At 39.7% G+C, this 22,209-nt stretch carries 20 protein-coding genes; 9 read left to right on the top strand and 11 right to left on the bottom strand.

All coding sequences use genetic code 11. From position 1 onward, the window contains the following. Positions 1 to 530: 530 nt before the first annotated feature. Positions 531 to 1,829: a serine hydrolase domain-containing protein gene (locus AC07M3_RS09435; protein WP_494567153.1), complete on the bottom strand. Its 1,299-nt coding sequence runs from the start codon at positions 1,827 to 1,829 to the stop codon at positions 531 to 533. Between the two features lie 211 nt (positions 1,830 to 2,040). Here AC07M3_RS09435 and rpsO point away from each other — a divergent pair, with 211 nt between their 5' ends. The 3 genes from rpsO to AC07M3_RS09450 all read left to right on the top strand — a co-directional run bounded on the left by rpsO (position 2,041) and on the right by AC07M3_RS09450 (position 5,960). Beyond that, the gene (rpsO, locus tag AC07M3_RS09440) at positions 2,041 to 2,310 is read left to right on the top strand and encodes a 30S ribosomal protein S15 (RefSeq protein ID WP_002114951.1); all 270 of its coding nucleotides are present in this window, start codon (positions 2,041 to 2,043) and stop codon (positions 2,308 to 2,310) included. Positions 2,311 to 2,575: 265 nt separating this feature from the next. After that, positions 2,576 to 4,663 carry a polyribonucleotide nucleotidyltransferase gene (pnp, locus tag AC07M3_RS09445; protein ID WP_494567266.1) on the top strand — a complete coding sequence of 696 codons (2,088 nt, stop codon included), beginning with the start codon at positions 2,576 to 2,578 and terminating at the stop codon, positions 4,661 to 4,663. Positions 4,664 to 4,748: 85 nt separating this feature from the next. Next, a complete protein-coding gene (locus AC07M3_RS09450; protein ID WP_199989998.1) occupies positions 4,749 to 5,960 on the top strand; it encodes a magnesium transporter CorA family protein in 1,212 nt (403 codons plus the stop codon). Between the two features lie 214 nt (positions 5,961 to 6,174). Here AC07M3_RS09450 and AC07M3_RS09455 read toward each other — a convergent pair whose 3' ends face one another. From AC07M3_RS09455 to AC07M3_RS09480, 6 genes are all read right to left on the bottom strand, one after another. After that, entirely contained in the window at positions 6,175 to 6,504 is a 330-nt protein-coding gene (locus tag AC07M3_RS09455) for a chaperone modulator CbpM (RefSeq protein WP_003654629.1), read from the bottom strand. An 11-nt stretch (positions 6,505 to 6,515) separates the two neighbouring features. Further along, on the bottom strand, positions 6,516 to 7,472 hold the full coding sequence (locus AC07M3_RS09460) for a DnaJ C-terminal domain-containing protein (protein ID WP_198079095.1): 957 nt from the start codon (positions 7,470 to 7,472) through the stop codon (positions 6,516 to 6,518). Between the two features lie 146 nt (positions 7,473 to 7,618). Continuing rightward, positions 7,619 to 8,230: a LysE family translocator gene (locus AC07M3_RS09465; protein WP_045436893.1), complete on the bottom strand. Its 612-nt coding sequence runs from the start codon at positions 8,228 to 8,230 to the stop codon at positions 7,619 to 7,621. Between the two features lie 138 nt (positions 8,231 to 8,368). Then, on the bottom strand, positions 8,369 to 9,244 hold the full coding sequence (hslO, locus tag AC07M3_RS09470) for an Hsp33 family molecular chaperone HslO (protein ID WP_003654635.1): 876 nt from the start codon (positions 9,242 to 9,244) through the stop codon (positions 8,369 to 8,371). Positions 9,245 to 9,408: 164 nt separating this feature from the next. Next, on the bottom strand, positions 9,409 to 11,253 hold the full coding sequence (locus AC07M3_RS09475) for a monovalent cation:proton antiporter-2 (CPA2) family protein (RefSeq protein WP_494567154.1): 1,845 nt from the start codon (positions 11,251 to 11,253) through the stop codon (positions 9,409 to 9,411). Positions 11,254 to 11,329: 76 nt separating this feature from the next. After that, positions 11,330 to 13,558 (bottom strand): primosomal protein N', encoded by a 2,229-nt coding sequence (locus AC07M3_RS09480; protein WP_494567155.1) that lies wholly within the window; start codon positions 13,556 to 13,558, stop codon positions 11,330 to 11,332. Between the two features lie 148 nt (positions 13,559 to 13,706). On the opposite strand from AC07M3_RS09480, the gene gspF reads away from it, so the two are divergent. The 3 genes from gspF to AC07M3_RS09495 all read left to right on the top strand — a co-directional run bounded on the left by gspF (position 13,707) and on the right by AC07M3_RS09495 (position 16,100). After that, entirely contained in the window at positions 13,707 to 14,912 is a 1,206-nt protein-coding gene (gene gspF / locus AC07M3_RS09485) for a type II secretion system inner membrane protein GspF (protein ID WP_494567156.1), read from the top strand. Between the two features lie 23 nt (positions 14,913 to 14,935). Continuing rightward, a complete protein-coding gene (gene gspG, locus AC07M3_RS09490) occupies positions 14,936 to 15,487 on the top strand; it encodes a type II secretion system major pseudopilin GspG (RefSeq protein WP_494567267.1) in 552 nt (183 codons plus the stop codon). 268 nt (positions 15,488 to 15,755) lie between these two features. After that, on the top strand, positions 15,756 to 16,100 hold the full coding sequence (locus tag AC07M3_RS09495) for a hypothetical protein (RefSeq protein ID WP_494567157.1): 345 nt from the start codon (positions 15,756 to 15,758) through the stop codon (positions 16,098 to 16,100). A gap of 65 nt (positions 16,101 to 16,165) precedes the next feature. Here AC07M3_RS09495 and AC07M3_RS09500 read toward each other — a convergent pair whose 3' ends face one another. Then, positions 16,166 to 16,429 carry a DUF2798 domain-containing protein gene (locus AC07M3_RS09500; RefSeq protein WP_494567158.1) on the bottom strand — a complete coding sequence of 88 codons (264 nt, stop codon included), beginning with the start codon at positions 16,427 to 16,429 and terminating at the stop codon, positions 16,166 to 16,168. Positions 16,430 to 16,671: 242 nt separating this feature from the next. On the opposite strand from AC07M3_RS09500, the gene AC07M3_RS09505 reads away from it, so the two are divergent. Further along, positions 16,672 to 17,010 carry a tRNA-binding protein gene (locus AC07M3_RS09505; RefSeq protein ID WP_092710228.1) on the top strand — a complete coding sequence of 113 codons (339 nt, stop codon included), beginning with the start codon at positions 16,672 to 16,674 and terminating at the stop codon, positions 17,008 to 17,010. A gap of 1 nt (position 17,011) precedes the next feature. Here AC07M3_RS09505 and lnt read toward each other — a convergent pair whose 3' ends face one another. Both lnt and AC07M3_RS09515 read right to left on the bottom strand, forming a co-directional pair. Next, complete coding sequence (gene lnt / locus AC07M3_RS09510; RefSeq protein ID WP_133747562.1) at positions 17,012 to 18,571, bottom strand: apolipoprotein N-acyltransferase; 1,560 nt, start codon at positions 18,569 to 18,571, stop codon at positions 17,012 to 17,014. Continuing rightward, positions 18,568 to 19,407: a CorC family transporter gene (locus AC07M3_RS09515; RefSeq protein WP_004794939.1), complete on the bottom strand. Its 840-nt coding sequence runs from the start codon at positions 19,405 to 19,407 to the stop codon at positions 18,568 to 18,570. Before AC07M3_RS09515 ends, lnt begins: the two co-directional genes overlap by 4 nt. A 185-nt stretch (positions 19,408 to 19,592) precedes the next feature. Between AC07M3_RS09515 and tusA the strand changes: the two genes are divergently transcribed. Together tusA and AC07M3_RS09525 are read left to right on the top strand one after the other, a co-directional pair. Continuing rightward, positions 19,593 to 19,850, top strand: a complete 258-nt coding sequence (gene tusA / locus AC07M3_RS09520) for a sulfurtransferase TusA (RefSeq protein ID WP_005037115.1) — start codon at positions 19,593 to 19,595, stop codon at positions 19,848 to 19,850. A gap of 145 nt (positions 19,851 to 19,995) precedes the next feature. After that, entirely contained in the window at positions 19,996 to 20,376 is a 381-nt protein-coding gene (locus AC07M3_RS09525) for a hypothetical protein (protein WP_494567159.1), read from the top strand. Between the two features lie 43 nt (positions 20,377 to 20,419). Here the strand turns inward: AC07M3_RS09525 and AC07M3_RS09530 are convergent, their stop codons facing one another. Next, positions 20,420 to 22,132, bottom strand: a complete 1,713-nt coding sequence (locus AC07M3_RS09530; RefSeq protein ID WP_009392990.1) for an electron transfer flavoprotein-ubiquinone oxidoreductase — start codon at positions 22,130 to 22,132, stop codon at positions 20,420 to 20,422. Positions 22,133 to 22,209 lie beyond the last annotated feature (77 nt).

A 22,209-nucleotide genomic window follows, 5' to 3' on the forward strand; every position in this document is an offset into this window, starting at 1 on the left:
CGAACTTACAATGATGTAGGTGTATAAAGAGGAAACTTACAGCCGCTAAGCCTTGTAGTTTTGGGAGAGACTACAGGGCTTTTTTATATTCACGTTTTAATTTACTTCTAAAAAATTATCAAAAAAGATCTGTTTTAGACCTCTATTTAATATGTTTTCTTTTAAAAATTAATATCAATATATTTATCTGTAATATGATTTTTAAACAGCCATTTTTCCTGTGAATTGTTAAGTTATATGTTATACAGAACTGTACGTTAAATGTTAAAAATGGTTATTTACTAAATATTATACAGACCTGTACGTTTTTACTTACATGATGATAAGAAAAATACTACTTTTCTTCATAATTGGATGTGTCACAATACATCACATAAGGAAATAGAAACAAAGACACTGGAAGTGAGTTAAAACAACAAGAAGGATGTGACTAGCATCTCACCAACGATAATAAAAACAGAAATAACACGATAAACAAAAACTACAGCGCAAAAAACCCAAGCAGAAATGCTTGGGTTTTTTATTTGCTTTTACACTAAGTTAGTTTCGTGTGAGTCGCTACCAAACAAAGATCGGCGCTGGTCTCTAGGGATGCGTGGACATTGTGTTGAAATCTGATAAAGCACGTTGGCTAAAGCTGGAAGGTGTGTTCCAACTACAGATTTGCCCGTTGTTAACAGAGACACACTAATATCTCTTTCAGGGTCGGCCCAACATAGAATATTGGAGAACCCTAAATGGCCAAAAGCTTGTCCTGTCATTGGACCAAAAAGACCTACAGGGTTACTACCTAACATTGGTCCTAAGGCATAGCGCATTGGAATTAATAAAGTACGATCAATGTTAACGCCTGTAGTCGGCAGTGTTGCCCTGAAAATCGTTTTCTCATTGAAGATTTGCTGACCGCCATAGCTTCCTCCACTTAAAAGCATTTCAAAGAAACGTCCAGCTTGTTCTGCGCTGGTATAGATGTTTCCGGCTGGGCAAATTGTGTCCATAAAACGGTTATCGTTAGTGACATCAACTGCAAGTTGTAACCCTCCACCTAATACATGGTTCAGGTAGTGGTCGGTACCAAGGCGAGGGTGTAGACCCGTTGCACAGTTTAAAGCAACCTCTGAGCGGTACTCTGGTTTTAAACCATAGTTGAAATAAGGCATTCCCATCGGTTTTTCGATAGTTTGATGCACAAATTCACGTAAATCTTGCCCAGTTACTCGCTCAATCACTTCTCCTAAAATATAACCTGCCGTAACAGCATGATAGGCAAGGTGGTTACCAGCAGGGGATACAGGCTTGGCAGCATATAAACGTTTTAAAATTTGATCTTTATCGAAGAGTAATTCTGGTGTGACATCGCCGTCTATATAGGGAATGCCGCCACGATGTGCTAATAAATGAAAGATAGTCGCACGGCGTTTACCATTTACGCCATATTCCGGAATATAGTAGCTCACAGGATCAAGCAAATTGATTTCGCCTTTTTCATCTAATAGATGAATTAACATGGCGGTGATCATCTTTGATGCTGAAAACAGGCAAACAGGTGTATCTGGAGTCGCAATCAAAGCATTCTCTTGTAGTCCTGCTGGAGAGTTCCCCTGAGCATATCCAATGCTTCTGTTCAGTAGAACTTTACCTTGTCGACGTAGACAAAAAGTAATGAGTGGATAATTTCCGGTTTTATATAATGCTTCTACACTGTTCCAGATTTTTTGAATCTGGCGTTCAGTCATTCCACCCTGTTCAGCAGCAACCTCATCTTTACGACGAATAACTTGCTCAATATTGTCCGGTACTGGACAAGTGTTGGTTGAAAAAATTTTCACACGTTCCTCGCGCTTATTTCTTTTTATTCAAGGGTAGTGTGCAGCGTTAATATGCTCATGTCAGTGTCTAAAATGACAAGTTACTGAAAACTATTTTGCAATCCACCTATAGATACCTTAAAATAGGCGACTTGCTGTAGTGATGCACGGCAGTCAGTTGCCTCAACTGATTCATATCGTTTACTTTTTTTAAGCATCTCGGAGAAATCGAATGGCTTTAACTAATGCAGACCGCGCAGAGATCATTGCTAAATTTGCTCGCGCTGAAAATGACACTGGTTCACCAGAAGTACAAGTAGCTTTATTGACTGCTCAAATCAATGATTTACAAGGTCACTTTAAAGCTCACAAACACGACCATCATAGCCGTCGTGGTTTGATTCGTATGGTTAACCAACGTCGTAAATTGCTTGACTATTTAAATGGTAAAGACCACGGTCGTTACACTGCTTTGATCGGTGCTTTAGGTTTACGTCGTTAATTCGATTTTCACTTTGTTTTCGCTATTTCGCATGTCGCAATGCTTTATCGCTGAAAAGAGAGTTTCACTTAATTTTAGATTAAGTGATTTTTAGAAGGGGCGCTTGTGCGCTCCTTCTTTGCGTTTAACTTTTAACATTATTTAAAATTTTTGGCCTAGTGTGATGGCTTCTAAGCTTTGTCATTTATCTACCAATCGGTGTAGTCTGAATGCCAAACCTTAGGGGTCTCACTAGAATAAAATTAGGAAAATACAATACATGTCAATGTTTAATATCGTTCGTAAAGAATTCCAATATGGTCAACACACTGTTGTTTTAGAAACAGGTCGTGTTGCACGTCAAGCAAATACAGTTTTAGTTACAATGGGCGGCGTAACTGTTTTAGTTGCAGTAGTTGCTCAACCTAAAGCAAAAGCGGGTCAGGACTTCTTCCCGTTAACAGTTAACTATCAAGAAAAACAATATGCTGCGGGTCGTATCCCAGGTGGTTATGGTAAACGTGAAGGTCGTCAGTCTGAAGCTGAAACTTTAATTTCACGTCTTATTGACCGTCCAATTCGTCCATTGTTCCCAGAAGGTTTCTATAACGAAATCCAAGTGACAGCGACTGTTGTTTCTTCTGATAAGACTATGGATGCTGACATTGCTGCAATGATCGGTGCTTCAGCTGCAATGTCAATTGCAAGTGTTCCATTCCGTGGTCCAATTGCAGGCGCACGTGTTGGTTTAATCAACGGCGAATACATTCTTAACCCAACCCACGAACAATTGAAAGAAAGTGATCTTGATCTTGTGGTTGCGGGTACTGAATCTGCAGTACTGATGGTTGAATCTGAAGCGAAAGAACTTTCAGAAGACCAAATGTTGGGTGCTGTACTTTTCGGTCATGACGAAATGCAAATTGCTGTTCAAGCAATTAAAGAATTTGCTGCTGCTGCTGGTGCAGTTGAATCAACTTGGGTTGCTCCAAGCAAAAACGAAGCTCTTCTTGAGCAATTAAAAGCAGCTTTCGAAGCTAAAATTTCTGAAGCATATACGATTGCGGTTAAACAAGATCGTTATGCAGCACTTGATGCACTTTATGCAGAAGCTGTAGCTCAGTTCGTTCTTGAAAATGACGAAACTGGTATTGCTGACGAAGTAAACGAATTATTTGAAGAACTTAAATACCGTACAGTACGTGACAACATCTTGTCAGGTAAACCACGTATTGATGGCCGTGATACTAAAACTGTTCGTGGTATCGACGTTCAAGTTGGTGTATTAGACCGTGCTCACGGTTCTGCATTATTTACACGTGGTGAAACTCAAGCGTTGGTAACAACAACTTTGGGTAATACTCGTGATGCACTCATGGTTGATACATTGTCAGGTACTAAAACTGACAATTTCATGTTGCACTACAACTTCCCTGCATACTCTGTAGGCGAAACAGGTCGTGAATCTGGTCCTAAGCGTCGTGAAATTGGTCATGGCCGTTTAGCACGTCGTGGTGTTCAAGCAGTTCTTCCTGCTGCTGACCGCTTCCCGTATGTTATTCGTATTGTATCTGACATTACTGAATCTAACGGTTCATCTTCAATGGCTTCTGTATGTGGTGCATCATTATCACTTATGGATGCGGGTGTTCCACTTAAAGCACCAGTTGCTGGTATCGCAATGGGCTTAGTGAAAGAAGGTGAGCGTTTTGCAGTACTTTCTGACATCTTGGGTGATGAAGATCACTTAGGTGATATGGACTTTAAAGTAGCAGGTTCTGCAAACGGTATTACTGCACTTCAAATGGACATCAAGATTGAAGGTATTACTGAAGAAATTATGGAAGCTGCATTAAACCAAGCATTTGCTGGTCGTATGCACATCCTTAACGAAATGAATAAAGTCATTTCACGTGCTCGTCCTGAAATCAGCGCTCATGCACCGACATTTGAAGTCATTAACATCAATCCAGACAAGATCCGTGATGTTATTGGTAAAGGTGGTGCAACGATTCGTGCCATTACTGAAGAAACTAAAGCTGCAATTGATATTGAAGACAATGGTACAGTTCGCGTATTTGGTGAAACTAAAGCTGCTGCTCGTGCTGCGATTGCAAAAATTCAAGCACTTACTGCTGAAGTTGAACCAGGTAAGATCTATGACGGTAAAGTAATCCGTATTGTAGAATTCGGTGCGTTTGTAAACATCATGCCGGGTACTGATGGTCTTCTTCACATTTCGCAAATTTCAAATGAACGTATTGCGAACGTAACTGATGTTCTTAAAGAAGGTCAGGAAGTGAAAGTACAAGTTGCTGATGTTGATAATCGTGGTCGTATTAAATTGACTATGAAAGACATTGAACAAGCATAATTGTTCTAGTGACATGAAAAAGTCCGCTTGATGCGGACTTTTTTTATGGCATGATGCAAGTAATACAAAAAAAGATCGTTGTGGTATGCAGGTTTATTACTTTTATCGCCATCAAGCTGAGGGTTATGTCTTTTTAAGCCGTGAACAGCATAGTGAGCATGTCCTAGAGTTTTTCTGGATTGATAGTCTCAGAACGGACGTGGTTAACCATAACGAAGAATGGCAACAAGAGATTCAAAAGCTTTCAGGCGTGGTTATTAATGAGTTTCATATGCGGGATATTGCGAATATTGAACATCCTTGCGCCTTTGACACGCTTGAAGAATATGACCTATTAATTTTTAAGAAGCTGGTTACGCCTGATGATGAAATTAAACCTGCTGAATCCCAAGACAGTGTTTTTGGTTTGGCAACTACACCAATTAGCTTTATTTTGACGCCAGATGTGCTGATTAGTGTGCGTGAGCAGGGAAATAAGTCGATTGAAAATTATGTTCAACGTCTTGATAACATTTTATGTAGAACTTTAGAAGAGCAAAATAAAACCCGTAAATTACCAAATTCACCGATCGATTTATCGTTACGGCTGTTAAACAGTATGATTGATGGCTATCTTGATATCCGCTCGCCATTGACGAGAAGAGTCGAGCATTGGCAACAGCAATTGCTTCAGGGTAATCGTCGTTTTAAACAATGGCATCAATTATTTCATGAGAATATGGCATTTCAGCAAGTGGAAAATCTATGTGAGGAGCAAATTGAAAGCTTGCAAGAGTTTAGAGATGAAATCGTTGAAAATTACCACCATGTGATTGGCAAGCATATCCATAATTCACAAGATATTTTACTGGTACGTTTAAATGATTTAATGAGTCATGTTGAACGTATTCAAAAACATACTTTGCGATTGCGTAGCGCAATTCAGTCCGCAATTGATCTGCATTTTTCAGCCATTGCGAACCAGACCAATGAAAACATGCGGATTCTTGCAATTATCACCGCCGTTTTTGCGCCTCTTACCCTTTTAACTGGTATTTATGGAATGAATTTTGAGTTTATTCCTGGTCTTAAATCGCCAGTTGGTTTCTGGATTATGCTCGGGGTCATGCTGCTGAGCACCATTGTACTGTTGTACTATTTCTATCGGCAGCATTTGGTGGGGCGAGGTGAACGAAGCGTCATTGATTTATTGGCCCAGCAACACCGTCAAGATCGGATGAATTTATTTTGGTTTTTGGAATATGAACCGATTAAGCAGACTTTGAAGGAAGTGGAGAAGATTACTCGGTTGAAATAATTTTTATTTTTGCACGACGGAGTCTTCTCATTAATATATCAAATAGTTATAGCTAATTCGTTACTTTGGTTTCGCCCAAAGTAACCAAAGGCATTTGTCATCCTTAGAACCTGTTCACTACCAGCATCTAACTAATTTTATTGCAAAAACAATATTATTTAGATAATGGGCAGGCTAAGGATGACCTTTAGCTCAAGCTATGCTTCAAAAAATCTTAATGAAAATGCTTCAACTCTTTCCTTAATTGCTGTACTTCATCAATCAAATCTAACATCACTGCAACTGCTGCCAAACTTGCGTCAAAGTCACGTTGTAGACGATAGGCTTTACGGGCGCGAGAGACATCTTCGCCCATAAACTGATGGGTTTCAGGTGCGGTATTGACCGATAAAATATCATATTCAATTAACTGAATAATCCAGTCGGGACTTTGACCACAAGCTTGTGCGAATTGTTGTAGATCAAATGTGGATTGTTCATCAACGACCTCAGCACTAAAGGTATGGCCGTCATATACAATTTCTCGATAATGAATGGTTGTCATAATCTTGCTCCCTAATGAGATGAACGAGGTTCGAATGAAGCAAAGGCTTCTGCCAGTTGCTGATAGGCTTGTTTTTCTTTTTCAGAATGTGCAGGTGGAAATACAATATTTAAGATTAAGTATAGATGCCCTGGTGTTTTATTAGGTATCCCTTTGTCTTTTAAACGTAGCTGTTGTCCTTGTTTTGCATTGTGAGGTAAATTGACATGCAAAGATCCAGCTGGTGTTTTTACTTCAATACCTTGACCTAGCGCTGCTTCCCACGGAGCGACATCTACAGTCAAATATACATCACTGCCTTCGACATGAACGCGGTCTGTATCTTTATACTGGATTTCAATATAGAGATCGCCGTTAGCACCTCCATTGATACCACTTTGTCCTTGTCCACTTAAGCGGATTTGCTGACCTTCTTTCATGCCTTTTGGTATTTTGACTTGAAGGGTTTTACGTTGAACTTCAGGTTCGCCATAAGCATTTACGGTCGGAATTTGCAGGGTAATTTGTTGCGTTGATCCATGATAGGCAATATCAAGATCGACCTCTATGCTGGCATGTTGATCTTCACCGCGATAACTACGCTGTTGTCTCTGATGTTGCTGTTGACCACCACCAAATCCTGCACCAAAGCGACCAAATAAATCTTCAAAACCGCTAAAATCTGCTTGTTCACCACCAGTAAAGCCTTGACGATAAAACTGTGCTCCATCAAAACCACCTTGCGCAGCACCTTGACCAAAGTTATTAAAACCTTGTGGATGATCTAACATCTGATCATATTCAGCTTTTTTTTCTGCATTGCTTAACGTGTCGTAGGCAACATTAATAGCCTGCATCTTTTCTTCGGCATCTTTTTCTTTGCTGATGTCAGGATGATATTTACGAGCTAATTTTCGATAAGCTTTCTTAATTTCATCAGCAGAGGCTTTGCGTGTAACCCCTAATTCTTCATAATAATTTTTAGCCATAATGTTTTATCAGGATGGTGTGGTTTATTTCATTATGAAACGATTTTTAGAGTTTTCAATAAGCTAGATTGTATAAGAGTTGTTCTATTAAAAAATAAAATTGAAAGAAAGAGGTATAGATGGATTAGGGCTATACCTCTCATTATTTAGATAAAAGTTTGGTACAAGCCGTAAATAGCAATCAATAGAAGTAATAGGCCACAAAGTCCTAATATTTTTGGATATAAATGGCTATTAGAAAGACGGCGGAAAAATACATAAACCAGAGATAAAGTTAAGAAGTCTAAAACAATCCATGTCAGCGTGAGTATGGTTAAACTTAGGTTGAGCTGTGGTGTAATAGAAACAAATTGCGGGAAGAATGCCGAGAAGAAAATAATATCTTTCGGGTTGGAGATTCCGACAAAAAAGCCCTTTTTGAAGCCCCCATTTTGTGCCGAAACTGTTTGTATTGCTTCGGGATGAGGTGCCTGAATGACTTCTTTAAGAATAGTGAAACCTAAATATCCAATATATAGACAGCCTAAGATACGGATAATATTGAGATAACTATCGTTAACACTCAGTACTCCCTTTAAAACGAGTACCGAAATAAAAATTAAAATAAGTGAGGCTAAATTGGTCCCAAAAATCGTTTCAAGTGCTTTTCTATATCCACCTTTAAGTCCAGCGCTTGCAACTAAAATCATGACAGGGCCGGGGGTAGCAATCATAATAATGACGCTAAAAATAAATAGAAAATAATCAAAATAATTCATGGAATATAAGTATCTTATTTATCAGGCTATAAAGTAATCTTATATTATCTTATTTAAAATAAGATATTGAAAATGATCATCAAAAAAATAAGGATAAATAAAAAGGCGGTATATCCGCCTTTTTATAAAGTTTAACTACTAACTCAAATGCTCACCAAATAACGCTAAAGCTTCTTCAGCGGTAAAGGTATATTGCGTGTTACAGAACTGACAATCCATACGAATAGGGTTCTGGTCTTCTAATGTTTCATGAACAGCATCTACACCAATTTGAATCAGCGCATTAGCACAGCGTTCTTTTGAACATGTACAGCCAAATTTGAGTGCTTCAATTTCTGGTAAACGAACTTCTTCTTCATTATATAAACGATATAAGATTTCGGTTGCATCTAAATTGGTGAGCTCTTCAGCTTTTAATGTTTCGGTCAACATGGTCAAGCGTGGCCATAAATCTTCATCAACCAGCTTTTGCTCTTCGTCATCATGACGTGGTAAAAGCTGAATGAGTAAACCACCAGAGCGCTTAGCAGTACTCGCTAGCACAATTCGAGTTGGAATTTGTGCAGATAAGTCGTAATACTGCATGAGGCAACCCGCTAAATTTGCCTGATCAAGAGGTACAATACCTTGATAACGCTCGCCAAATTCCGGTTCAATATTGATAAATAAAACGGGATTAACTAAAGCGCCGAGAACTGTACTGCTGTCTGTTGCTTCAATGAAGCGTGGATCAGTTTCATAATCGGCGAGAGCACGAACTTCACCTAAATGATTACATTCAGCCATTGCCCACTTAAAGGTGCCGCTAGCCTGGATTTGCAAGCTGATACGGCCTTTGATTTTTAGTGTACTTGCAAGTAATGCAGTCGCACTCAACATTTCACCTAGCAGAATTTTAACCGCAGGCATATAGTCACGTTGAGCTAAGATAGTTTGTAGTGCTTCTTCTAGATGAACGACTTCCCCACGAACTGGAAAGTTCTCTATATAAAAGCGTTGGCGTAAATCAGACATAATATTCTCCAGGGCCCTAAGCAGATTATAACAATTTCTTTTTAATCAAGCTTCGGGAATGCAGCGAAGCCGCAAGTAGGACAAAGGACAGCTTGGTGTCCATTGTCCAATTATTTAGGCAATGTGAATAAGTCCTTAATATAGCCATTTTTTGAAATCTCAAGTTATTCTAGATGATCTCGTGTAATGTCGATGCGATTTGGTTGTAAATGACGCTTTAAATTCACATCGTGTTTTGATGTGGCTTGTTGTTGAGCATCACTTTCAAATAGATGTTCAAGTTCGGCTAGAGCGTTACGATGTGTCTCAAAGATCTTTTGTTCATCAGTATAAATACTTTGCTGTTGTATGAGCAATTTCTCATCATAATCCCGAAAGATTTCGATATTGTTATAGGCTTGCTCGTCAGAGATACCGAGTTCTCGTAAGGCGCGATAAGCCATTCCTAATGAAGATAAATACGTCTCACGCCAAATATATTCAACACCTACATCTCTTAAAAGATGTACATGATGGCGGTCACGAGCGCGAGCCAATATTCTTAAGTTTGGATAATTTAATCTGAGATGACGTGCTACATTCATAGAGTCTTCAACATCATCAATCGCTAAAATAAATACTTTGGCTTTTTCAATACCCGCAGAACGCAGTAAATCTGGTTGGGTCACATCGCCATAATATAGTGATCCGCCATATCGTCTGACAAAGTCGACTTGATGAAGATTGTTGTCAATTGCGGTAAACCCTAGATGTTGCAGGCGGGCAATACGCGCAATAATTTGTCCAAATCGACCAAAACCAGCAATGATAATCGGGTTTTCTTGCTGAGGAATTTCATCATACTCAGGCGGGCGTTCTTTATTAAACAGTGGAATGACCTTGTATGCCATCAACCAGTAAATCACTGGCGTGAGTACCATGGACAAAGTCACAATAAGCGTCACAGGTTCTAATAAAGCTTGAGTTAAAATCTTTTCACTTTTAGCTAAGCTTAAAATGACGAAAGCAAATTCACCGCCTTGAGCTAAACAAGTTCCTAATAGTAGGCTGTTATTCCAACTGTATTTTTTATAGCGTGCAATGGCGGTCAATATCAGCGTTTTAATCACCAGTAAGCCGATTGCTCCACCAATAATAAGCCAAGGCATTTCAATGAGTAGTGACATTTGAGTAGTCATACCCACAGTCATAAAGAATAAGCCAAGTAGTAGGCCTTTAAACGGTGCAATACTGGCTTCAACTTCGTGACGAAATTCGGAATCTGCTAATAATACGCCTGTGAGGAAAGCACCTAATGTCGTGCTAATACCTAACGTATCCATCAGCAAGACAACAGCAAGAATAATAAATAATCCTACCGCCGTAATGAGTTCAGTTGCTCCACTTTTGGCAACAAAACGGAAGAACGGACGCATCACATAACGGCTAAAAAGAAATAAGCCAGTGAATGTTGCGATAATAGCCGCAAAATAAGCCACACCATGATGGGTAGATTCTGTTCCTGCGAGTAATGGAATAATTGCAAGTAGTGGAATCGCAGCAATATCTTGGAATAGCAAAATTGAGAAAGACTGCTGACCATAGGTCGTGTTGAGTTGCTGTTTTTCAGTCAGAAGCTGTAATACAAAGGCTGTAGAAGACAGTGCCAGCGCAAAACCAATCACAAAACTGACAGCAAGTTGCTGTTGAAATAGTAATAGTACGATCAGCATAAGAACGCCACCGCTAATAAGAACTTGCAGACTTCCCATCACAAAAATGGAGTCGCGCATTTCCCACAAACGCTGTGGTCTTAATTCTAAACCAATCAGGAACATCAATAAAATGACACCGAATTCGGCAAGTTCCATAATTGCTTCAGGGTCATGAGCAATATTTAAAACGCTAGGACCCAGAAGTATTCCTGTAAATAAATAACCTAAAACTGTTGCAATCCCTAGGCGTTTGCCAAGAGGGACTAAAATCAGAGAAGCTCCAAGAAAGATAGTTGCTTGCAGTAGGAATGACATCCATTGCCTCGAATGTATTAGTCTCTTTTAAGTGTAAAACGAAAAAGACGTCTTCACACCATGATATTCAAATCATCTAATTAAATTCTTGCGGATCGACATCAATTGATAGCCTGAGTTGATGCTGTCTTGGGGCATGAACCAATTGAGACCACCATTGTCGTAAGTAAAAATGTAGGCGAGCACGGTCAGCAGATAAAATCACCATATGGGCACGGTAGCGTCCCGCTTTACGTTCCATCGGTGCTGGAATAGGTCCCCAAATATCCACAATCTCACCAGCCACTTGACGAAGTTGCTCGGCAGCTTCATTTAAAAATTGTAAGGTATAGTCACGATCTTTCGACTCTGCACGTATGAGTACTGCATAGCGATAAGGCGGCAGCAAAGCAACTTTACGTTCAGCCAGCGTTTGTTTGGCAACCGCGCGATAATCTTTTTCGATGAGTGTGGTTAGTAACGGATGATCAGGTCTTAAGGTTTGTAAATAGACATGGCCTTTGTGTTCACCACGACCTGCACGACCAGCGACTTGCACAATCAGCTGCGCCGTACGTTCTGGTGCACGGATGTCTACACTGAGTAAACCTGCATCAATATCTAAAATGGCAACTAATGTGACATGTGGAAAATGATGGCCTTTTGCCAACATTTGCGTACCGAGCAAAATTGTTGGCTTGTTTTGATGAATACGATCATAGATTTTTTGCCAGCTTCCGACACGACTGGTACTGTCACGATCAACCCGAATCACGTCATGCTCTGGAAATAATTCTTGTAAGTGTTCTTCGACCTTAGCTGTGCCTGCGCCTAGTGTTTTTAAGCTCTTTTGCTGACACTCAGGACAATGATCAGGTAAGCGATGAATGGTTCCGCAGTGGTGGCAATGTAAATAAGAATAAGGCTGAGTATGCAAGGTAAAATGTGCATCACAATGTGGACAATTGGCTTGCCATCCACAGCTTTCACAGACCAGTACAGGTGCATAACCACGACGGTTTAAAAAGATTAAAACCTGTTCTTTTCTAGCTAATGTATGTTTGATTTGTTCAATGAGAGGCTGGCTAATTCCATGCTGTTTTTTGACAATTTTAAGATCAATCAAATGCATTTTAGGCAAAAGTGCATGTCCAGCACGTTTGTTGAGTTGCAGTGAAGTTAACTTGCCAGTTTCGACCAAATAATAACTATCGATACTTGGTGTTGCCGAACCTAAAATAACAGGGCAGCTTTGTAAGTGCCCTCGGTACAGTGCGACATCACGTGCATGGTAACGGAAGCCTTCTTGTTGTTTATAAGACAGGTCATGCTCTTCATCTAAAATGATTAAGCCCAAACGTGGCAGCGGTGTATAGATGGCAGAGCGTGTCCCTAAAATAATAGATGCTTTTCCGGTCTGTGCCTGCTGCCATGCTTGTAACCGCTTGGAGTCATTGAGGCCAGAGTGCAATAAAGCAATATCACAATTAAAACGAGACTTAAAACGAGAAATGGTTTGAGGGGTTAAACCAATTTCTGGCACCAAAACCAGTACTTGTTTACCTTGCTTTAGCACCTCATGCATGATGTGTAGATAAACTTCGGTTTTACCGCTCCCCGTTAAGCCATCTAGCAAGAATGCTTGGTATTGATGCTGTGCTTTAATAACCTGTTGGGTTGCTTGCTTTTGGTCTTCATTTAGCGTGAGCGGCATTTGTGCCAATTGAACAGGTGTAGGGCTAAAGTCGTGTGGTTCAAGCGTACATTCAACCAAACCTTTCTTTTCTAGCGCTTTAAGTGTTGCCGTTTCTACACCACTTAAATTGAGAATGTTCTCTGTTGTTCCGGCCGGATGTAACTTTAAAATCTGATAAGCATCTTGTTGCTTCACCGAACGTTTAAGCAGTGCTTCAACATTGTTGCAAGGAGTAATTTTCCAAAGATGGAACAAAACGTCCATCGGTTTGCCCTGACGCAGTATGGCCGGGAGGGCGGTTTGCATGACCTCGCCAACTGGAAATTGGTAATATTGTGCGGACCATGTCAATAAACTTAAAACTTGTTCATCTAAAATAGGTTGTTCATCTAAAAGTTCAGAAATGGCTTTAAGCTGAAATTTGCCTGTAAATGGCTCATGTGGATTCACTTTTTCAGTGATGATACCAATTAGGTTTTGTCGCCCAAATGAAATAGCGACGCGTGAGCCTACTTGAGCCCGTTCATATTGTGCTTCGGTGAGTGTATAGTCAAAAGTGTCGTACAGATGCACAGGTACGGCAACACGCACACGATAAACAACTGAATCAGGCTTTGGCGTTATGGTCATAGAGGCTCATTTCGTCAATTTTAAAAAACGGCATAGCGTCGTGAAGAGGACTTGGGTATTCTACACAGGCTATAGAATGAATATGAATGATTGCGTAGCATAGATGCAACAGCAGCGACTATTATTTTTGGAAAATTAGAACATTACCATGCCTGCATATCAATTTACTGCCATTGATGCTTCAGGGAAGCAGCAAAAAGGAGTGCTTGAGGGAGACTCAGCACGCCAGATTCGCCAACAATTACGCGATAAAGCATGGACACCAATTAGCGTTGACCCTGTTGAACAAAAAGATAAGCATCAAAGTCAGGGGTTATTTCAAAAAAAGTTCAGTGCCTATGATTTGGCACTCATGACCAGACAACTTTCTGTTTTGGTTGCAGCCGCAATTCCTTTAGAAGAAGCTTTACGTGCGGTGAGCAAGCAAAGTGAAAAAGCGCATGTGCAAAATCTTTTATCGTCTGTTCGTTCGCGAGTTATGGAAGGGCACTCATTGGCTCAAGGTATGCAGCAATCTGGACGTTTTCCAGACCTCTATATTGCAACAGTTGCTGCAGGTGAACGTTCGGGGCATTTAGATCTGATTTTAGATCAGCTCTCGGATTACACCGAAAACCGTTTTGCCATGCAAAAGAAAGTTCAGGGTGCCATGATTTACCCGATCATTTTAATGCTGATGTCATTTGCTATTGTGATGGGCTTAATGACTTTTGTTGTGCCAGAAATTGTTAAAACCTTTGATCAAAACAAAGATGCACTGCCGTGGATTACGGTCGCTTTAATGAAAGCGAGCGATTTTATTCGTCATGCGTGGGTGTTTATTATTATTTTTGCAGTTGTGGGAATTGTCGCATTTGTACGGTTTTTAAAAACTACGGCTGGGCATTATGCTTTTGATCGATTAACACTCAAATTGCCATTATTCGGTAAACTGTCACGTGGTATTAATTCTGCACGATTTGCCAGTACCTTATCTATTTTGACCCGTTCAGGCGTGCCGTTGGTCGATGCATTAAAAATTGGTGCAGCCGTCACCAATAACTGGGTCATCCGTGATTCAATTGCCCAAGCGGCTGAGCGTGTTACAGAAGGTGGTAACTTGGGTACGCAGCTTGAGCGCAGTGGTTATTTCCCACCAATGATGGTACAAATGATTCGAAGTGGTGAGGCATCAGGTGAGCTCGACCGCATGCTAGAACGAGCATCGACCATGCAAGACCGTGAGGTTACAACATTTATTTCAACCTTACTGGCATTACTTGAACCGCTTATGCTGGTTGTAATGGCAAGCATTGTACTGGTTATTGTAATCGCGGTTATGCTGCCAATCGTAAATATGAACAATATGATTTAATAACTTTGATATTAGAGATAATGATGAAAGTAAAAAATATTCAAAGCGAAACAGCGATGGAACAATACAGTGAATCTGCGGTTTCAAATCAGTTTGAGCCAACGTGCCATTCCGAGCATAGCTCTCCATCTTGCGTTCGGGCAAAGCTTCGCTTTGCTAATCCTCACTCAGGCTTTACCCTGATTGAAGTTATGGTTGTGATTGTAATTTTAGGTGTGTTAGCAGCGCTAATCGTACCAAATGTCATGGGGCGTAGTGAAAAAGCTAAAATTGATACCACTCAAATTACATTAAAAGGTGTAGCTGGTGCTTTAGATCAGTACAAGCTCGATAACGGTCATTTCCCAACAATGCAAGAAGGTGGATTAGATGCTTTAGTGAATCAGCCTGCTACAGCAAAAAACTGGATGCCGGGTGGATATGTTAAAGGTGGTTATCCTAAAGATAGTTGGAAAAATGATGTTCAATATGTAATTCCAGGTGCAGATAGCCGAGCTTTTGATTTGTACTCGTTTGGTGCAGATGGCAAAGAGGGCGGTGAAGGTAATGATGCAGATATTTATTACCAACCTTAATTAAAATATAATGGAGATTATCAATTCGGTTAAAAAGATAAACCGATAAATACGAATTGATAATCTTTCTTAATCACGAAAAATATAGTAAGTTTTTGAAAAATATAAAATAAAGTTAATAGTTATATTTGAGACTTATAATAAGAATTATTCCCATATTTAATAGTTACAAGAAAGTTAAAATGTAGAGAAAAATAAGCTATATATTTAAATAAAAGCTTTGCATAATAAATAAAAAGCACTTTATTACATTAAAAGGAGAGATTAAATGAAAGCATTTCTCATAGTAGATGAACTGACTCAGTTTCATTGGGTAATGCTGAAGTCTGTCCTATTGATTTTGGGTTTATTGCCGATTGCCGAAGTTTTTTTAAAGCTATGGCTTAATACTGAGGGAAGTAGCCAAATCATGATTGGTTTCTTTGCATTAAGTATTGTGAGTGCATGGTTAATGGTGAGCTTCTTTACTGCATTAAAAGCGAGTGTCTGGCAAGCTAAACAAATATCCACTAAATATGAGCAATTGCTTTTTAAAGCCTATCGTTATGTGCCGATGGTCTTTTTATCGAGTCTAGTTGCATATTTATCTCTGCAATTCTCGATCGCTTTTTAATAATATTTTAAAACCAAATTTTTAGATAAAACGTAGACTGAATATCTACGTTTTATTTTTTTAATTTAAGCAGGCTGTTGTACTAGCATTGCTGTAATTTTACGAACGATAGGCAGGATGAAAAGTAGCGTTGGGAAAGCAATTAACCAAGAAATAGCCCATGCAGACATCCATACATAAATGGAAAATTCTTCTAATCCCAAACTTCGTAATGTACTAATCATTGAAACCACAAACGTCATAATGATCGATAGAAGAAAGGGTAAAACAATAGATGTATCGCGATTTGGAAGTTTTTTAAAACTAAACAAAGATTTTGAGTTTTGCATTTTGACTCCGTAAACCAACAAACGCCAGTGCCATTCAAAAATATAAAAATATTTTGAACAAATAGCTCCAAGCATTGTTGGAGGTATGTTGGCACGTTGATTGACGTAAACGTTTACGGCTTTTTGATGAGCAGATTTAATTTAGCACGAATTTTTCAAACTGAAAATAAAAAGAAGGTGTTTCTTTATTTGTACATATTATATGCTTCAAATCAGATGTTTAAGAACATGAGAAAAAGTAAATGGAACAAATCGAGTGGAATGATTTTTTAAAAGTAGAGCTTCGCGTGGGTAAAATTATTGAAGCTGAAGTTTTCGAAAAGGCACGTAAACCTGCCTATATTCTGCATGTAGATTTTGGCGAAGAGCTAGGGATACGTAAATCGAGTGCGCAGATTACTAAACTTTATCAGCCACAAGATTTAGTTGGTAAGTTGGTGGTTGCTGTAGTGAATTTTCCCAAAAAACAAATTGGACCTATTCAGTCAGAATGTTTGGTGACAGGATTTCACAATGCAGATGGTGATGTAGCACTTTGTATCCCAGAGTTTGAAGTGCCTCTGGGTACAAAGTTATTGTAAGTTAGCGGCGGGATTTAAAAGAAACGTCAACTTTACGCGGACGATAAACCCAACCTAAAACCAGCAGTAATACTGCAAATCCTAAAACTGGATAATCACCTAAACGGTTATAAAGGGTTTGACCTTGCATGGCTGGTAAATCGCCTCTCAAGACAAACTCTTTATCGATCGGTGCTTGTTCAGTGATATGACCATTTTGATCAATAAAGGCAGTTACACCTGTATTGGTTGCACGGATAAACCAACGGCCATTTTCTTTAGCTCGCATTTGTACCATTTGTAAATGTTGCAATGGGCCAGCAGTGCCAGTAAACCAAGCATCATTAGATACAGTCACTAAGAAGTCGCTGTCTTGTGCATTACGTCGGGTGAGGTTTGGATAAGCCACTTCATAACAAATCGCAGCAGCAAGCGCGTGCCCTTTAATCATAAGTGGTTTCTGGTCCCTCTCGCCACGTGTAAAACCGCTCATGCTAATATCATTTTGCATGGCCGGTAATACCCAAGAGAGTAGACCTGAAAGAGGGATGTATTCACCAAACGGAACAAGACGCTGCTTTTTATAGAGACCACTGGCATCGCTTCCAGAAGCCATAATACTGTTGTAATACAGTGGGCTACCAACTTCATGTGATTTGGTAACATCCCAGTAAGGAATTCCGGTTACCCATGCAGTGTGGTTCTTTTTAGCTTGTGCATCCATTGCATCCAAAAACGGTTCGATATCGGTTTGGAAGAGTGGAATTGAAGATTCAGGCCATACAATTAGGTCACGGCCCCATTCAGATTGAGTCAAACCAGCATAAATTTCTAATGTTCTAACTTGATATTCGGTTAGCCATTTTAAATCTTGTGGAATGTTACCTTGAATGAGAGAAACACTAAGCGGCTTAGCAGCTTTAGGTTTTACAAACTGTATATATGATGCTCCCCACGCGCCTAAAACTAACAGGGCAGAAGGGATAACCCAGAAAATACGCTTACGTAGAACTTCAACTAAAGCACAGGCTAATACAATGACGACGAAGGAAATTGCATAAATACCGAATAGAGGCGCATAACCATCGAGTAAACGTTCGGTAAACGCATAACCTACAAACAGCCATGGAAAACCTGTAAATACCCAAGTTTTTGCCCACTCAAAAACAATCCAGAGTGGTGCGAAAGTCAGCGGTGTTTCAGGGAAGAAACGTCGGTAAACCCAAGTCTGGAATGCGGTAAACAGGCCCATGACAAGGGCCATAATGGCAATCATACAAACGCTTAGAAACGCATTGGTATCGCCATATACATGAATGGACGTGTAGAGCCAGAAAGCTCCCACAAACCATAAACCGAAACCATAGCTCCAGCCAATAGCAAAAGCTTGTTTGGCTGAACGTTTATGTAATGATGCATAGAGTAGGGCAGGAGATAATATTGCCAACCACCACCAATAATAAGGTGCCAGTGAAAAACTGAATACGGCACCTGAAAATAAAGCAATGAGTAAAGGAAAAATTAAAGGAAGCTGTTTTTGTTGTTGCGAAGAATCTAACAGCTTTTCAAAGTATGCTCTCATTGACGTACAGCTCGAATCAGATGAATAGTGCGGGCATCTGCTTCAACAATTGTAAATAACCAATTTCCAAGCTCAACAGTTTGACCTTGTAAATCACTTACCAGACCAATCTCTTGAAGCAATAAACCGCCGACAGTTTCTACTTCATCGTCAGAAAAATCAGCATCTAAAACAGTATTGAAATGTTCGATTGGTGTAAGTGCTTGCACCATCCATGCATTTGCTACCGTATGGTCATTGTCCGGAACAATGTACTGAGCATCTTCATCAGCAGTGTCATGTTCATCTTCGATTTCGCCAACGATCTCTTCAAGAATATCTTCAAGCGTAACAAGACCTGCGGTTGAACCATATTCATCAATCACAATCGCAATGTGAGTCTGAGTATGTTTCAACATGCGTAGTACCTGATCGGAACGCGCACTTTCTGGAACAAATAAGGGTTGACGCATAAGAACTCGAATATCGACTTTGGTATTCGGTTCAGTCAGAAATGGCAACAAATCTTTTGCGAGCAAAATCCCGACAACATTATCAGGCTGATCAGAAGAGAAGACTGGAAAGCGTGAGTGAGCAGACTCGACCAGTACATCAAGAATATCAAGTAACTGATCATCTTCTTGCAAACTGATCATTGCTGTTCGTGGTGTCATGACTTCACGAATTTTTGTAGCAGGAAGGTCAAGAACACCTTCAAGCATGGCAACAGTATCTGGTTCTAAAAAGCGGCGTGAATTTTGGACTAATTTTAATAATTCATCACGGGTTTCTGGTGCTGTACCTAACCATTTACGTAAGCCTCGCATTCCCCACGATGGACTTGGTTCCTCTTGCATGATCTTTCCTAAAGACTCAATCTATCAAATGAATACTTTGAATCATACCGAAGAAAAGATGCATATGCATCTATAAAACCAGCTAAAAGACAAAACGCATATTGTTATGTAAAAGCCAGTTACAGTTAACAGGTCAGTAATTTGTTTATGCTAAAATGTGAAAATTCTATTTGTTCGAGTTTGTTATGTCGGAACAATCCATTTCACCTACTGTCCAAATTAATACACGTGGTTTACGTTGTCCTGAACCTGTCATGATGTTGCATCAAGCCATCCGCAAATCTAAATCTGGCGATGTGGTTGAAGTCTTCGCAACAGACAACTCGACCTCGTGGGATATTCCTAAATTTTGTATGCATTTAGGCCATGAGTTGCTTTTGCAAGAAGAACGCTTAGATGAAAATGGTCATAAAGAATTTCATTACTTAGTGAAGAAAGGGTAATAGAATAATAAGGCTTCTAATAAAGACTATTAGAAGCCATTAATAATTCAAATTTAATTTGAAATGATAATTTTTTACAAATAAGAATCATTATATAATCTATAAAGTGATGTATATAAATGAAGCATAAAAATGAAGCATAAAAATGAATGAATATTTTGTGAAACGAAGCTTATTTATTTTTCTTTGGTTTTTCTGCATTGCTGGTTTATTACATATAGAAACTTCTTGGTTATCTGAAACTGTTGCTACCATTATTTTAGTTACTATTATTATTTTTGGCTCAATTCTATTGGGTTATAGAAATACATATTTTGCTCCCGAACCAAAAATAAAGATGAGTCTGATTTTACATACAAGCTTTATGGGGCTTATGTTAATTATTGATTTATTGTTTGGTAAATCGGATTGGTACTTCGATTTAGCGCGAAACTTTGGTTTTCTTGGCCTATTTTTATTAGGCACATTTATTTTTTATAAAAAGAATCTTAATTTAAACGTAGCAAAAATACCGCCTTTTCAATAAGCGAATTCCAATAAAAAGCCCCGAATAATCGGGGCTTTTTATATTACATGTTTGGATAGTTAGGACCACCACCACCTTCAGGTGTTACCCATGTGATGTTTTGAGATGGGTCTTTAATGTCACAGGTCTTACAGTGAACACAGTTCGCTGCGTTAATCTGGAAGCGTTTAGAGCCATCATTATCTTCCATGATTTCGTAAACACCAGCTGGGCAGTAGCGCTGTGCAGGCTCATCCCATTTCGGTAAGTTCACATTCACTGGAATTGAAGGATCAGTCAACTTCAAGTGAGCTGGCTGGTTTTCTTCATGAACCGTGTTTGAAATAAACACAGAAGATAAGCGGTCAAAAGTCAACTTGCCATCTGGTTTTGGATAGTTTGGCTTGAAGCTGGTTGCATCAACGGTTTTCAATGCAGCGAAATCTTGCTTCAAGTCATGCAAAGTAAATGGCACTTTAAAGACATTCTGGTCGATAAAGTTAAATGCACCACCAATCCACTGACCAAATTTATGCATTGCTGGGCCAAAGTTACGAGAGTTGTAAAGCTCTTCTTTTAACCAGCTGTTGTTAAATTTGTCAGTGTATGACGTTAATTCTTTAGTGAATAAATCTTCGCCTTCGGTAACACGTGCAATGGCAAGGTCACCGCCTTTTTCTACACCGGCAGCAATGGCTTCAAATACAGCCTCACCACATAACATGCCTGATTTCATGGCAGTGTGAGAGCCTTTGATTTTTGCAAAGTTTAAGAAACCTGCATCATCACCAATTAAGCAACCGCCTGGGAAAGTCAATTTAGGTAATGAGTTAAAACCGCCTTTCACTACGGCACGTGCGCCGTAAGAAATACGCTTACCACCTTCTAAATACTGTTTAATCAGTGGGTGAGTTTTCCAGCGCTGCATTTCCATAAATGGATACATGTGTGGATTTTCATAAGACAAGTCCACAATCATACCCAAAGTCACTTGGTTGTTTTCAGCGTGGTATAACCACCAACCACCAGAAGAAGCTGTTTCAGCCAATGGCCAACCTGCACCGTGCATGACTAAGCCCGGTTTATGTTTTGCAGGGTCGATTTCCCAAAGCTCTTTAATCCCGATGCCGTAGTGCTGAGGATCAACATTTTTATCGAGGTTATATTTTGCAATCAGGCGCTTGCCTAAGTGACCACGGCAACCTTCAGCAAAGAGGGTGTATTTAGCGTGAAGTTCATAGCCTGGTGTAAAGTTATGCGTTGGTTCGCCATCTTTACCAATACCCATGTCACCAGTTTGAATACCTTTTACAGTACCGTCTTCGTGGTAAAGCACTTCAGATGCAGCAAAGCCAGGGAAGATAGATACTTCTAATTCTTCAGCTTTTTGACCTAACCAGCGAACCACGTTACCTAAAGAGATAACATAGTTGCCATCGTTATGCATGGTTTTAGGAACCATCCAGTGAGGCACTTCTTTAGATGTGGTGTCTGATAACAAGAAGAAAGTTTTGTCTTCAGTTACAGGTACGTTTAAAGGCGCACCTTCTTCCTTCCAGTTCGGGAAAAGTTCGTTGATGGCACGTGGCTCAAGCACAGCACCAGACAAGATATGCGCACCTACTTCAGAGCCTTTTTCAACTACACAAACAGAAAGATCGGGTAAGTTATTTTCAATCGCTAATTGACGGATCTTAATCGCAGCAGATAGACCTGCAGGTCCTGCACCTACGATGACAACGTCAAACTCCATCGATTCACGTTCGATGTGTTCCATGTAGGACTCCTCAATACTTAAAGGTGGCAACCGTCATATTCAGAAATTCGGTGCTGCCGTGAGTGTTTTAATCCATA

Source organism: Acinetobacter sp. GW821-FHT09D10, assembly GCF_059416285.1.

Coding starts and splice junctions, on each gene's coding strand:
- AC07M3_RS09525 (WP_494567159.1), top strand. CDS start 19,996: ATGAATGAATATTTTGTGAAACGAAGCTTATTTATTTTTCTTTGGTTT.
- AC07M3_RS09480 (WP_494567155.1), bottom strand. CDS start 13,558: ATGACCATAACGCCAAAGCCTGATTCAGTTGTTTATCGTGTGCGTGTT.
- AC07M3_RS09515 (WP_004794939.1), bottom strand. CDS start 19,407: ATGCAAGAGGAACCAAGTCCATCGTGGGGAATGCGAGGCTTACGTAAA.
- AC07M3_RS09465 (WP_045436893.1), bottom strand. CDS start 8,230: ATGAATTATTTTGATTATTTTCTATTTATTTTTAGCGTCATTATTATG.
- lnt (WP_133747562.1), bottom strand. CDS start 18,571: ATGAGAGCATACTTTGAAAAGCTGTTAGATTCTTCGCAACAACAAAAA.
- AC07M3_RS09475 (WP_494567154.1), bottom strand. CDS start 11,253: ATGTCATTCCTACTGCAAGCAACTATCTTTCTTGGAGCTTCTCTGATT.
- hslO (WP_003654635.1), bottom strand. CDS start 9,244: ATGTCTGATTTACGCCAACGCTTTTATATAGAGAACTTTCCAGTTCGT.
- AC07M3_RS09500 (WP_494567158.1), bottom strand. CDS start 16,429: ATGCAAAACTCAAAATCTTTGTTTAGTTTTAAAAAACTTCCAAATCGC.
- AC07M3_RS09530 (WP_009392990.1), bottom strand. CDS start 22,132: ATGGAACACATCGAACGTGAATCGATGGAGTTTGACGTTGTCATCGTA.
- gspG (WP_494567267.1), top strand. CDS start 14,936: ATGAAAGTAAAAAATATTCAAAGCGAAACAGCGATGGAACAATACAGT.
- tusA (WP_005037115.1), top strand. CDS start 19,593: ATGTCGGAACAATCCATTTCACCTACTGTCCAAATTAATACACGTGGT.
- AC07M3_RS09455 (WP_003654629.1), bottom strand. CDS start 6,504: ATGACAACCATTCATTATCGAGAAATTGTATATGACGGCCATACCTTT.
- AC07M3_RS09495 (WP_494567157.1), top strand. CDS start 15,756: ATGAAAGCATTTCTCATAGTAGATGAACTGACTCAGTTTCATTGGGTA.
- AC07M3_RS09450 (WP_199989998.1), top strand. CDS start 4,749: ATGCAGGTTTATTACTTTTATCGCCATCAAGCTGAGGGTTATGTCTTT.
- AC07M3_RS09505 (WP_092710228.1), top strand. CDS start 16,672: ATGGAACAAATCGAGTGGAATGATTTTTTAAAAGTAGAGCTTCGCGTG.
- gspF (WP_494567156.1), top strand. CDS start 13,707: ATGCCTGCATATCAATTTACTGCCATTGATGCTTCAGGGAAGCAGCAA.
- rpsO (WP_002114951.1), top strand. CDS start 2,041: ATGGCTTTAACTAATGCAGACCGCGCAGAGATCATTGCTAAATTTGCT.
- pnp (WP_494567266.1), top strand. CDS start 2,576: ATGTTTAATATCGTTCGTAAAGAATTCCAATATGGTCAACACACTGTT.
- AC07M3_RS09460 (WP_198079095.1), bottom strand. CDS start 7,472: ATGGCTAAAAATTATTATGAAGAATTAGGGGTTACACGCAAAGCCTCT.